Source organism: Flavobacterium tiangeerense, from assembly GCF_007830355.1.
In the GTDB taxonomy this organism is placed as follows: domain Bacteria; phylum Bacteroidota; class Bacteroidia; order Flavobacteriales; family Flavobacteriaceae; genus Flavobacterium; species Flavobacterium tiangeerense.
Window position 1 is genome coordinate 308,459 of the sequence record NZ_VLKO01000001.1, and the last position, 14,088, is coordinate 322,546.

The window sequence follows — 14,088 nt, forward strand, 5'->3', positions numbered from 1 at the left end:
AAAGCGGGTTTTACAAAATTATATTTTGATTAATCAATAAAAGGATTATTCAATGTTTCTTGTTGAGGAATTAAAAAAGATAAACGTGGATCATCAAAAGCAAAACTTTGTCCTTTTAAATAAAGGTGATTGGTTGCTCTTACACTTCCTTTTTTATTACGCTTCATCGCTAAATACACTTTACCTTCACCCCACAACTCTCTACGAGTTTGTGTATAAATTTCGTTTTGCAACGCAGTACCAGTTAAAGCATCAACGTATGCATAATCAGCTGGCGCATTGAAACGGATACTCAACAATTTTTTTAAACTTGTAATCGCTGGACCATCAAAGCCTAACTTAGCATTTGCCTCAGCGTTCATTAATAAGAACTCATCTGATCTCATGTAGATATAGTCAGTTTCGATTACTCTTTGTCCACCAACTACACGTTTAGGATCAAAAAATTTACTTGAAGGTCTACCAGATGCAGAAAACTGTGTTCTTCTAATATCGGTCGTAGGGATGGAAAGAAACAAATCTCTATCGATATTTTTAGGATCTCCAGCCCATGCATAACTATAGGTAAAGAAATCCATTTGTCCCCACCAAGAAATTAAATCAAGATTGATTGCGTTAGTTAAATCAACACCCCACATCCAACTAGGAGTATTAACATTATTAAAACCAGAATCAGGATTAGTTAAAGCACCAGTTCCTGAAAGAACTGCAGCAGCTTGACTTTTAGTAGTCAATGGGTAGGCAGCTAAAATATCATTAGTTAACGAAACTACTTTCCCTAAATCATCAGGAGTTGCACGTGAACTATATACATATGCTAACAATCCTTTAGCAACATTTTTATCAATATTAAATTTTGCACTACGAGAATAGCCATCTAAATAAGAAATAGACTCTGTCAAATCTTTAACCATCAAAGCATAAACATCTGCTGTGCTACTCTTTGGTTGATTTGCTGATTTTGCATCAGTGTATATAGGCAATATCAAAGCGCTAGCATCGTACTTAATTGCATATAATTGAGACAGATAAAAATATCCGTATGCACGAAGAGCTTTGGCTTGACCCATAATAAATTTTGCCTCTTGATCTACAGGAACAGCATTAGTGCCTCCTAAAGCGTCTATAACTTGGTTAGCACCAAAAATAATTCTGTAATAATATCTCCAAGGCTTATAATTTTCATTATTAGCAAAGTTTGGAGTGGCAGTCAATTGCGTTATACCTTGATACCACCCATAATTATTTGCCGTATAGGCCATATCAGAGGTTAATAAATCTAAGGTAATGTCAACACCTTTTTGACCAAAATCACTATGATCGCCGGTACCTCCACTTCCAGTGGTGTACATGGAAGAGTAAACACCCGAAAGTAATGCGTTTAAGACTTTAGGGTTGATTTCTGCAATATCTGCCAACTGTGCATCAGTAGTAGTGGCACCATCAGGTAGTGTATCTAAATACTCTGAATCACAAGAGATAAAAAGTGTGGAGACCACTAAACTAAATATTAATATTTTTTTCATAATTTAAATTTTTTAAAATTTTACACGTGCTCCAAATGAAACTGTAGAAAGGGGTGAATAACGGTAAGTATCCGAAGAACCTGCCTCACTTGTAGATGGATTAAAACCATTTCTCTCTGACTTCAACCATAAATTATCTCCAGAAACCCAGAAATTTAAATTGGCTAAACCTATTCTAGAAACAATCTCTTTTGGAAGAGTATAACCTAACTTCACGTTATTTAAAGAAATATAGTCTGCTTTTGTAAGGAAACGAGTAGAAGCTGAATTTGCATTCGCATCGTTACCATTTGACAATCTTGGAACATTAGTGATATCCCCTGGTTTTTGCCAACGAGCTTGTATGTCCTCGTGCCAGTTATTTGAACCCGCTTGACCAGTACTCATTAAACCAGCGTATGCACCATCATATGAATAGCCACCGAAACTATACAATAACTGAACAGATAAATCAAAACTTTTAAAACCTGAGCTAAGATTTAAAGCACCTCTAACCTTAGGCACAGCCGTTTTACCTACATACTTTACAGCAGCTTGGGCATAAGTCTTAGTTACCGTTTGAGCTATACCGCTTACATTGTTTGGATTAGTCTTAACATATTCTTCCATAGATGTTATAAAAGGCTCTGTTGCTGCGTCACGAGCACCATTTGCATTGGCATCGAAATAATACGCATTCCATTGAGCACGACCATCAGTAGGATCTACTCCAGCCCATTCTCTCAGATAAAAATCAAATATAGAATGCCCTACTGCTCTACCATAAATACCATCAATATCAATAATTTTTTGTTGATTAGTCGCCGGATCAATAGGCATACGTGTTAATTTATTTTCAATGATCTCTCCATTCACAGTTACATCCAGGAAGTAATCATTCCCTTTCAGTACGTGTCCTGTTACATCAAATTCTAAACCATTATTTACTAAAGCACCATCGTTCACAAAAATTGAAGCATATCCTACTGAAGGACCAACACGTCTGTTAAAGAATAAGTTGTCTGTCACTTTGTTGTAGTATTCAACATTCACGTCTAAAAACTTACCCAATCTAAATTCAACACCAGTTTGAAACATGTTAGAGGTTTCCCATGTTAAATCAGGATTACCTTTAGAATTAAATCCTATCGAGATTTGATCGTTTAAGTTATTAATTGAATAAGAATCATATCCAGAATATAAAGAGGCACCCCCTTGATCACCTATTACACCATAACTTGCTTTTAACTTCAAGTATTTCATCCAACTTGAGTCTTGTAAGAATGCTTCATTAGAAACTACCCATCCAGCTCCAACAGCTCCAAAAGTTCCCCATTTTTCGTTAAGAAATCTTGATGACCCATCTCTCCTAACAGTTCCTGAAAGGTAATAAGTGTCTTTTAAACTATATGACAATTGTCCAAAAAAGCTCTCTAAAGTGAATCTATCTGTAAAAGAGTCCGAAGGATTACTAACCACAGCATTTCCTAACTCAGTTCCATCAGGATCTAATAAATTATATTTAGATGCCGTCAAAACTTTGTTTTCATAATTCGTATTTTCATGAGCTAAGAGCGCATCAATTTTATGATTTCCAAAAACCTTGTTAAATCGCAATAACTTTTGAAAGTTGTAATTCAACAATTCCGTATTTTGCTTGTATACTGAACCATTTTGCGAAGCAGAAGGGCCATAAAATGGATTTTCTTGATTTGTATAAGCGTTATTGTAGTATTGCGCTCCAAATTTAGTTTCAAATTTCAGGAAATTTGTAATTTTAAAATCCAATGAAGTATTAAAATTAAGCTCGTTGCGTTTTGTTTCGTTAGTGCTACGAATTGCATCTGAGATTGCATTTGTCAAACCACCAAAACCTCTTGTTTCTCCATAATCATAAATTCCACCGCCATAGATAGGATCTTGTATGATAGCACCTGAAGCATCACGCTTGAATAATGGATAAATTGCAGGAAGGTTATCTACGAACCAGAAAACGCTTCCCGAATCAGAAGATTGACCATTATTGTTTGTTGTAGAATTGGTGTAACCAAAATTCACATTTCCAGACAACCATGGTTTCACCTGATGTGTAACATTTAAACGTGTCGTAATACGGTCAAAACTTGAATTAGCAATATATCCCTGGTCATTCAAATAACCGATAGAGCTATAATATTTTGTGTTTCCTTGACCTCCAGCCATTGTTAAATTAGCCTCTTGACGAATAGAATTCTGGAACCCAAAATCTGCCCAGTTTTCTGGATTATAACGGCGAGTCACACCTGCTTTTACAAGGCCAGTAGTAGGATCAATCAAACCAGCACCATCCGTTACATTCCACATATTGTAAGTAGGGTTAATACCTCCATTAGTAGGATTAAATAAACTTTGATTGGCATAAGTAATAGAATTTGCTGCTGACAAATTATTTACGTAAGTTCCTTGATTCTTTAAAGACTCCCAAGCATATTGAATATATGTTTCAGGAGATCGAACTGTATTGTACCTAGGTAGTAAAGAAAAATTAACCCCAATTTTAGTATCTACTTCAATGTAGCTTGAATTAGTCTTACCTGCTTTAGTAGAAATAAGAATAACACCATTAGCTCCTCGCGAACCGTAAATAGCAGTAGCCTCTGCATCTTTCAATACAGTCGTCGAAGCTATATCAGTTGGGTTAATTGAGTTTAAAGTACCGCTGTATGGTATACCGTCTACCACATAAAGTGGAGCTCTATTACCGTTAACAGAACCAATACCACGAACACGAATAGTAGCCGAAGCACCAGGCTGTCCAGAGGTGTTAATTACTCTAACACCGGCTACCTCACCAGCTAAAGCTTGTGAAATATTTGATACGCTCTTTTTTTCGATATTTTCGGCTTTGATTTGTTTGGCAGAACCAGTAAAAGATCGAGTTGATACTGTTCTATAACCCACAACAACAACCTCCTCTAGACTCACTCCGGTGTCCAACCTTGCATTTAAAGTAGTTGAAGCTCCAACAGTTAGAAGTTTATCATTCATCCCTACAAATGAAAAAACCAAAACATCTCCAATTTTTGCTTTAATCGAATACGAACCATCTAATGTGGTTTGCACACCAGACTTAGAACCCTTAATTAAAACGTTCACTCCTGGAATCGGACCTGACGCATCTGTTACAGTCCCCGTAATAGTTCTCTCCTGTGCAAAAGCAAATTGCATTGACAGTGCCAATAGCAACGAAAAAATCCATTTGAATTTTGATCTCATAAATTTATTTTTTTTTGAGTTTGTTAAAACACAAAACTATTAATTAATTATTAATTAACAAACTTTTAATAGTTAATATTAATAATTCCCTAAATATAGTCACAAGTCGGTAATAGATTGTTAAAAAAAAACAGAATCTGAATTTTGTGCTATTATATTTATTAAAATATTGGTTTTTATCAATTTCCTATATCGATTACTTTTAAACTTGTTTAACTACAAGAAAATAAATTTTTTATTATCGTACTTAAACGTAAACAGAAGCAGTATTTAATACATTTTCACCATCTATTTTCTTAACGGAGCGAAGTTTTTCTAATTTTTTAAAAATTTAAAAAGCTATATCCTCATTTGATTAATACGCAAAAACTTCATTGAAGATATCGTTTATTGAATTAGGCCTAATCTTTATTTATAAAAAAATAGATTTTACTCTATTTAATATGTTTTGATCAACACCTGATAAAATCAATAAAAAGTCGATCCTATCTACCTCCAAATATCTTTAAAGAATAACTGTAAAGTAATAACACCATTGGAAGGATTATTGACATCTAATTTTTTAAGCCACTCTACAACAATCTTTCTACATTGAATACTATATTATTTGTAGCTTCTGTAGTAGAGAGTTGACCATGCTCTATTTCTTGAACAATTTGTAATTTAAAAGACATCGAGTAATCTTTTTGAGTACGCTTTACATAGCGACTTACTTGATGATTTTCCATAACGGTACTTTTTGTGTATCACTATTTCAGGACAAGACAAAGTTTACAAAAAAAACCTTCTCAAAATCGAGAAGGTTTTCTATTATTAATGTACTGGATTTTAAACACAAAGATTATTGTAAAGCAATTCATTTAAAGGAATTAGCTATAAATACTACCTATCTGTTGATAACGCAGCATGAGTAGAATCTTTTGTATCAAAATTTTTACCAAGTCTCATGATGTCAGGTCAGCTAAAGCTTTCTCGTAAAAGTTAAATACATCTTTCTATTGCGATTTGATTTAAAAGTGATTGTAAAATAATAAAAGCTACAAGTAAACTTGCAGCTTTTATAAAAAAAATCAATAAACCAAACTACCAACCCGGATTTTGTTGTCCTTTCAAAGTTGGGTTTGAATTAGTTTCTAATATTGGTATTGGCCATATAAATTTAAAGTCTGAGTAAGGAATGGCATTCACAGTTAACGCTCCAGTATAAGGCGTTCCTAATGCATATGCAGGCGCTGCAAGTGCTAAACTTGAAAATCCACCATTTGCAACTTTTGCAGGTATACCTACAATTGGAGCTAAGTCATCATTTTGCAACCTGCTAATATCTGCCCATCTACGCCCTTCCATTACAAATTCTATTCTTCTTTCTACTAAAATGGCTCTCAATAATTCTACATTGTTAGCAAATGAAGTAGCAGTATAAGATTGAGTTGCTGGCGTTGCTAACGAACGATCTCTAACCGAGTTCAAACGTGCTAATCCATTAACCACATCATTTTGTCTAGCATAAGCTTCAGCCATATTTAAAGCAACTTCTGCATATCTGATAATCGGCGCAGCATCTGTCTTATTTACACCATCTTTATACTTTTTAGTAAATTTAGTTCCTGGATAATACCCAGTTATTCCAGTTAAAACCATAGTTCCTTCTGCTCTACGTTTATCATCAGATAACCAACTTGAATTTCTCCAAATTATTGGACTGATCGCTACTAGACCTCTACCATTTGAGGCAGCAGGAACAGGAGGATGATACATATTTGCTAATGCACCGTTTGCACCAGGATTATTAACTGCACTTTGAGCAAGAGAGAAAATTGACTCTGTATTGCTTAAGTTATTCGAGAAAGGAGTATCAGGGTTAGCCGTCATTGTATACGATCCATTTAGTTTAATTCCTTCTGAAATTACCTTATCCCATCTGCGCATGTGCAAATATACTCTAGTTTTGTAAGCGATTGCTGCTTCTTTAGTTATTCTCTCAATTTTAGCTGTACCCGCTCTAACGCTTTTTGAGGCAGTTAATGTTTCCGCATCATCAAGGTCTTTTAAAATTTTAGTATAGCATTCAGCAACGGTATTTCTACCTTGTAAAAGACTTGCCTCAATATTTGTAGCAGTATTATTTGGAATTTCTCTGTAGGGAATCCCAAGATTAGTACTTGGATTATCTTGGAATGGTCTCGCATGATGTATTAAAATTTCATTGTGTGCAATAGCTCTAAAAAACTTTGCTTGTCCAATGTAATCATCAGCAACTGCTTGAGTAATAGTACCAGCTTTTAATGCATTAGTTACTCCTTCAATTATTATGTTAGCTCTGTTGATTAAACGATATCCATCAGCCCAATAATAGGTATTATTAGCAGTTGTCGTGTCGTAGGTTCCTGTATAGGTTAATTGATAAAACGTAGCTAAGTTTACAGCGTCTTCACCTCTATTATCTCCTTGTTGCACAAATGCAGCACCAAAGATATAACCTCTGGGATTTCCACCATTAAAGTCTCCTAGCGCAGCAGCGTTGTACATTCCCGTTACAGATAGTTCTATAAGTGCAGGTGTAGTAAATGCAGCATTTTCAGAGATACTGTTAAACGGTTCTAGTTCGATGGTTTTTTCCTCACTACATGACGTGAATAACGTAGTTGTCAAAAATACTGAAGCTAAAAATTTTGAACCCCAACTATTTAAGAATTTATTTTTATTTTTCATCTTATTTATTTTTTGAATTAGAAACTAACATTTAGCCCCATTGTAAATATTGTCGTTCTTGGTGTTCCATTTAAATCTACACCTCCAATTTCCATTTCTGGATCTAAACCTTTATACTTTGTAATTACAAGTAGATTTTGTCCTTGTACATAAAATCTAAATTTATCAATATTTAATTTTTCTGTAAATTTTCTACCAAAACTATAACCAAGTGTTATATTATCAAGCTTTACAAAGTCACCATTTTCTATGAATCTAGTTGATGCTTGATTGATGTTAATAAAGGTTTCTCTGTCATCTCTAAGTCTAGGTGTCCATCCATCTCCAGGATTTGCAGCACTTTGCCATCTACCAAGAATTTCAGTACTGTTATTGTTAAAGTTTTGTCCTAAACCTTCTCTTCTTGTTGCATTGAAAATTTTATTTCCTCCACTAAAACGAAACATGAAAGTAAAATCTAAATTTTTATACTTCATTGTGTTTATAATAGACCCAAAGTAAGTAGGAAGTACATTACCTATAATGCTTTTGTCTGCTGCTGTCAAAGATGATGCGACAGAGATATCAGCTGGATTGGCTGGGTTAAAAACCCTGTACGCTTGAGTGTCAATATTTCCTTGAACTAATGATCCATCGTTTTTGTAGTATACTGGATTTCCGTTTGCAGGATTCACTCCGAAATATTTAAATCCAAAAATAGCGTTTGGTGATTCGCCCTCTCTAAGTAAGTTGTCACCAGTTAATATGTCTTGCCCATTAACCAATGTTACGACTTCACTTTTAACAAATGATACGTTAGCGTTGATGTTCCAATTAAATTTTCCACCTCTAAAAGCGTCAAAATCCAAAGAAAATTCATGTCCAGTATTTTTTAAAGCTCCAATATTTTGAGATATTGAGTTTCCTGGTACACCTAAAGAAATTGGTTGTGGCACTGCTAAAATTAAACCATTCTGATTATTAATGAAGTAGTCATAAGTTAATCTTAAGCGATTACTAAATAAACTTAAATCAACTCCGTAGTCTGTTTTTAGAGATGTTTCCCATCTTAATTGATCGTTTCCTGCTTGTGAATAAGCAATACCGTTATAATCTGCATATTTTGCATTATTATATAATCCTAGATAAGGGTAGTTCCCTATGTTCACATTCCCAACTTCAGCATAAGATGCTCTTAATTTAAAGTCAGAAACGATATTTTCTAGACCAGCCATGAAGTTTTCTTTACTTACTGTCCAACCGGCAGATACCCCAGGGAAAGTTCCCCATTTATTTGCTGTCGGTAATGAAGAAATTCCATCTGTACGGATAGAACCTTGTACAAAATATTTCTCTTTGTAATTGTAGTTTAATCTAGCCGCATAAGATATAATTCCATTTTCTGAAAGTGATCCTCCCGAAATTGGTGTCGTGTATGATCCAGAAATTACATTTTGATTGAAGAAAGTTGATGATAAACCATTACCACCAGCAAAGAAGTTACTTACTCTTTGTTGTTGCGCCTCATATATACCCGTCGCTGATACATTGTGTGATTCTCCAAATGTTTTATTATAAGATAAAACGTTTTGAACATTCCAACGCGTTAAGTTAGAAAAGTCATTTCTGATCAATCCAGCTACACCAACTCCATCTCCATTAATAGGATTTAAATAAGTAAACCCTTCAGTTCCAATTGCATCAACACTTGCTTGAGTTTTAAAGTTTAAGCTGTTAGAAAATTTAATATTTGCGTACAAGCTTGCCAAAGTTCTATCTATTTTAGATCTTAAAACATTATTATCTAAAACATATCTTATGTTTGGTATGTTATTTGCAATAATTGATAAATTTTCTCCTTGCCCTACAGACGGACCGCTTATGTTATAGCCAGTTGGATTTGTTACATCAAATACTGGCGTATTTGGCAATTGTCTCGCTGCATTAAACATTAATCCAGATAAACTGTTCGTACCAACATTTAATCCTGTGTTTGTAGTTCTAGAAACAGCAATATTTGTTCCTATTGTTAACCAAGGTCTAATCTTTTGATCAACATTTCCTCTAAGATTGTATCTTGTTTGCTCATTAGATAGCGCCACACCCTCTTGATTGTTGTACCCCATCGAGAAGTAATAACTTGTTTTATCTGTTGAACCAGATAGGGATAAATTGTGATCTACTTGTAAAGCATTTGATCTAAGAACAGCTTTTTGCCAATCAGTGTTGAAAGCAGTTCCGTTAGCCCATGCTGAAACTCCTCTGTTGCTTCTTTTCTCGTTCGAAATCGTTATGAAATCAGGAGTTTTTAATAAATCTAGGAACTTTACTGGTTGTAAAACACCAATGTAAGTATTGTAGTTTGCTGTAAATCTACCACCTTTACCTTTTTTCGTTGTAATTAAAATTACCCCGTTTGCAGCTCTAGATCCATAGATAGCAGTCGCTGATCCGTCTTTAAGAACTTCAGTTGATTCGATATCTGCTGGGTTGATATCTCCTAAGGCGTTTGTGTTAGCGTATCCACCTACATCGCCAGTAAAAATTGGCACACCATCTACCACTACTAATGGAAAAGTACCAGATGAAATAGATCCAACTCCACGGATACGAATTACAGGTGCTTGACCTAATACTCCAGAGTTAGTTGTGACTTGTACTCCGGCAGCTCGACCAGCAAGTTGCGATTCAAAACTAGGCGTAGCTAAATTCGCTATAGCACTACCCTTAATTGATGTAATAGCGCCTGTTACGTCTTTTTTCTTTTGTGTACCGTAACCTACAACAACAACTTCCTCTAATGTATTATTTGCATCTTGCAATTTTACATTAACTGTTGATGTCCCTGTAACTTCTACAACAGATTCTTTCATACCTATGAATGAAAAAACCAATGTCTGTCCTATTGATACCTTAATAGTGTATTTACCTGACAAGTCAGTTTGAACACCAACCTTTGTTCCTCTAACAAGAACATTCGCTCCAGGTATCGGTCCAGTAGCATCTGATACTACACCTGAGATAGTTCTTTCTTGTGCAAAAGAAAACTGCATAGAGAACGCTAGTAAAAGCGTAAAAATCCATTTAAATTTTGATCTCATATTAAATATGTTTTGATTTAGTTATGTAACAAAAATCATAATAAATTCTTAAAAAAACAAATTTTTAGAGAATTTAACACAAATCATGTTATTATTAAATTAAAAATCCTGCAGATTACTCACACATCTTACCCGAAAGATTCATACTCTTTCAATTTTAATCCTAATTTTACAAAAAAAATATATGTTGCTATCTCACCATTTGAGTACATCCCTAGAAGCAGGAGCCGACGAAGCCGGTAGAGGCTGTCTTGCTGGACCTGTAACCGCGGCAGCTGTCATACTTCCAGTTAACTGTGAAATCCCAATGTTAAACGATAGCAAAAAATTATCCGCAAAAAACAGAAATGAATTAAGACCTATTATTCAAGAAAAAGCGCTGTCCTATGCTGTTACGCATCTTGAACCTTTAATTATTGATGAAATCAATATTTTGAATGCATCAATAAAAGCCATGCAGGAATGCGTATTAAAATTAAATCCAAAGCCTTTATCCATAATTATAGATGGTAACTCTCCTTTTTTACCTAAAACTGGAATTAAAAATCGCGGCGGTTTACTTTTTACTGCAGATGAAATAGACTTCTTAACTAACACGCCAAGTGCATGTATAATAAAAGGTGATGCAAAGTACCAAAGCATAGCTGCAGCTTCAATACTAGCCAAAACGTATCGGGATGAATACATGAACCGTATTCATGAAGAATTCCCTATGTATAACTGGAATAAAAATAAAGGATACCCCACTAAAGACCATAGAGAGGCGATAAAAAAATATGGTATCACAAAATACCATCGTTTGAGTTTTAAACTTCTACCTGAACAATTAAAGCTTAATTTATAAAATGGCCAATCAAATTACTATAATTATACTTTTTTAAAACTTTCAATGAAGCCTATATGAAGTTATATATTTCATGAAAAATTCTACCTATATATATAATCAAAAAAAAAGTTTCATTTAAGACAAAAAAGTTGACAATTGAAAAATAGACTTGAGTTCATCTATACCTTTTTATAAATTAGAAATAAGTCTATAAACTTATTAAAGTTTATTCTTTAACCAAAGTACATTCAAAAAGATTTTTAAAATGATGCAGGATTTTTTCTTTTACTTCTTTTTCATTTACCCGATCTACTCCTAGCTCTACGTTTAAGGAGGTCACCGCTTTTCCTTTTATACCACACGGAATAATATTGTCAAAGTATCCTAAGTCTACATTTACATTCAATGCAAACCCATGCATGGTAACCCAACGCGATGCTCGAACTCCCATGGCACATATTTTTCTAGCAAATGGTGTTCCTACTCCAAGCCAAACACCAGTCTCTCCTTCGCTACGGCCACAGGCAAGACCATATTCTTGTAGTGTAAGAATAATTGATTCTTCTAATAAACGAAGGTACTTATGAATGTCTGTGAAAAAATTTTCTAAATCGATAATTGGGTAGCCTACTATTTGTCCTGGACCATGATATGTAATGTCACCACCTCTATTAATTTTATAAAAAGTAGCGCCTTTGGCTTCCAGTTGCTTTTCAGATAAAAGCAAGTTAGTCAAGTCACCGCTTTTACCAAGAGTATATACATGCGGATGCTCTACAAAAAGAAAATAATTAGGCGTAGCCAATTCAAGTTCCTCTCGACGATTCTGAATTTTTAAATCTACAATACCCTTGAACAATTCTTCCTGGTATTCCCAAGTTGCTTTGTAATCTTTATTTCCTAGATCTTGAAGTTGGATTTTTTTATTCATTTTATTTAATTTTCAAACAGCACTTTAAATCCTAGTTGATCACTATTCGCTTTTAAGTTTTCTATAGGAATCTCAACCACAAAGCTTTTTTTATCCTCTGAAATCTTAGCGTCCTTTAATGAGATACTTTTTATTTTTTTGGGGAAATGATATTCTATAGAATATTTACATTCCTTAAACATATCCTGCATTTTTTTTGAGAATTCATCATCAGCTTCTTTTTTAGCACTCTTTTTTTTATTCTTAGCAACAGAAGTTGAATTTTTTATTTCTTTATTATTTTTATCTAATACTTTCTTTTCAAAACTAGCACCATCATAAGCAAACGAAGTTCTAAAATCATTCTCGTCCTCTGATTTTTTAGAAACCTTACCTCCTAACCTTTTATCTGATAATGATAATACCTCAGCACTTTTTAGAGGAGACACCATATTTTTCAAGCTATCTAAAGACGCAAAATCAAATGCCATATTGTACTCAAACAGCTGTTTTTCTTCATTGACTTTTAAATTGATTTTAAAATCCTCAAGCAATTTTAACTGCTCTTTTTCTACCAAAGAGAGTTTACCAATGCTGTCACTCATTTTTGCAAACATTTCCTTGAATGTAAAAACGGTATCTACATTTTTAGAAACTTTTGCAGAGTCACTTTTTGGTCCTCCCATTTTTAATAAAGCAGCCATATCAAAACCATACGAAAATGTTCCTGAACCGTTTTCATTTATTACCATTTTCTCTTTTATGGTACAACTCACTATTGAAATGAGAATCAAAAGAAATACTACTATTCTTTTCATATTTTTTTTTGTTCAAATATACAAACTCTTTACAAAAGAATCCGAACTCATTATTACTCCAAAACCACCTCCAGATTAGTACTGTCTGGATTGTATAGACAATCTGTGATTTTAAAATCTAATTGCAATGATTTTTGATCAGAACTAATTTTAGCATTTGGGTTTGAAACTGATTTTATTTTTAATGGAAACTGGTATTTGAGCACAAAATTTTCTACAAGTTTTAATGAAGCGTAATATTTTTTGTTAGCCTCTACTCTTGCTTGCTCCGTTTTAAGTCTTTCTGGATCTGTGATTTTAACAATCCGTTTGAAAACTTTACCTTCATAGCTATATTGTACACTAAAATAATGTTCCTCAGCAGCCAATGCATAATTATGAATAATATCGCTTACATAATTTTCGGTTTTTAAAAGGTCGGCTACTTCTTCAACTACCTTAAATTCTTGCGTAAAAGTAGTTTTGAAATGTTTTTCGATTGAACTCTTTTTTATATGAACCGTTACTGGATTGAATTTTCCGAAAACCTCTTTTTCAAATTTTGTTAGTCTCGAAAAAGTTTCTTGATTTTTCGCGATGACATCCTTAAAAACATAGGTAGTATCTTGGTATTCTTCTTCTTTAGAATAGTCTTCCCCCATTAACAATTGGTAGCTTTGCTCATCTCTTACAACTTCTTGTGTTATTTTACCCGATCCGTCGCTATTTATAGTAAGTGTTTCGGTAATTTGACAACTTGTCAATAAAATGAAGCCTATTAAGCCTAAGTATTTTTTCATAAGAGCTACGGTGATATAAATTGAAAACAAATATACATGAATTATACTACTTTTAGACTCCTGAAAAAATAAATTTTCTAGTATTGCCCTGATAGTAGCGGCATCCTTTTTTTCTTGTTTTTACAAGAAAATAAGATAGAGCGAATAGCAGGAATGGACACCAACTGAAAGGTAATTGTGTGCATCAAAAAAGAAAAAAAAGG

The 14,088-nt window shown here is 33.8% G+C and carries 9 protein-coding genes; 1 reads left to right on the forward strand and 8 read right to left on the reverse strand.

The window, feature by feature from the left end:
* Positions 1-29: 29 nt before the first annotated feature.
* From IQ05_RS01410 to IQ05_RS01425, 5 genes are all read right to left on the reverse strand, one after another.
* Positions 30-1,526 (reverse strand): RagB/SusD family nutrient uptake outer membrane protein, encoded by a 1,497-nt coding sequence (locus tag IQ05_RS01410; protein WP_144889122.1) that lies wholly within the window; start codon positions 1,524-1,526, stop codon positions 30-32.
* 12 nt (positions 1,527-1,538) lie between these two features.
* Positions 1,539-4,760 (reverse strand): SusC/RagA family TonB-linked outer membrane protein, encoded by a 3,222-nt coding sequence (locus IQ05_RS01415; RefSeq protein WP_144889123.1) that lies wholly within the window; start codon positions 4,758-4,760, stop codon positions 1,539-1,541.
* 572 nt (positions 4,761-5,332) lie between these two features.
* A complete protein-coding gene (locus IQ05_RS15325; protein WP_158634564.1) occupies positions 5,333-5,488 on the reverse strand; it encodes a hypothetical protein in 156 nt (51 codons plus the stop codon).
* Between the two features lie 355 nt (positions 5,489-5,843).
* Positions 5,844-7,472, reverse strand: a complete 1,629-nt coding sequence (locus IQ05_RS01420) for a RagB/SusD family nutrient uptake outer membrane protein (RefSeq protein ID WP_144889124.1) — start codon at positions 7,470-7,472, stop codon at positions 5,844-5,846.
* A 17-nt stretch (positions 7,473-7,489) separates the two neighbouring features.
* The gene (locus IQ05_RS01425; RefSeq protein ID WP_144889125.1) at positions 7,490-10,552 is read right to left on the reverse strand and encodes a SusC/RagA family TonB-linked outer membrane protein; all 3,063 of its coding nucleotides are present in this window, start codon (positions 10,550-10,552) and stop codon (positions 7,490-7,492) included.
* Positions 10,553-10,736: 184 nt separating this feature from the next.
* On the opposite strand from IQ05_RS01425, the gene IQ05_RS01430 reads away from it, so the two are divergent.
* Entirely contained in the window at positions 10,737-11,396 is a 660-nt protein-coding gene (locus IQ05_RS01430) for a ribonuclease HII (protein WP_144889126.1), read from the forward strand.
* Between the two features lie 208 nt (positions 11,397-11,604).
* On the opposite strand, the gene lipB is transcribed toward IQ05_RS01430, so the two are convergent.
* The 3 genes from lipB to IQ05_RS01445 are packed head-to-tail and all read right to left on the reverse strand — an operon-like array spanning position 11,605 to position 13,885.
* Positions 11,605-12,309, reverse strand: a complete 705-nt coding sequence (lipB, locus tag IQ05_RS01435; protein WP_144889127.1) for a lipoyl(octanoyl) transferase LipB — start codon at positions 12,307-12,309, stop codon at positions 11,605-11,607.
* 5 nt (positions 12,310-12,314) lie between these two features.
* Positions 12,315-13,106 (reverse strand): hypothetical protein, encoded by a 792-nt coding sequence (locus IQ05_RS01440; RefSeq protein ID WP_144889128.1) that lies wholly within the window; start codon positions 13,104-13,106, stop codon positions 12,315-12,317.
* A gap of 53 nt (positions 13,107-13,159) precedes the next feature.
* Positions 13,160-13,885 (reverse strand): hypothetical protein, encoded by a 726-nt coding sequence (locus IQ05_RS01445; RefSeq protein WP_144889129.1) that lies wholly within the window; start codon positions 13,883-13,885, stop codon positions 13,160-13,162.
* Positions 13,886-14,088 lie beyond the last annotated feature (203 nt).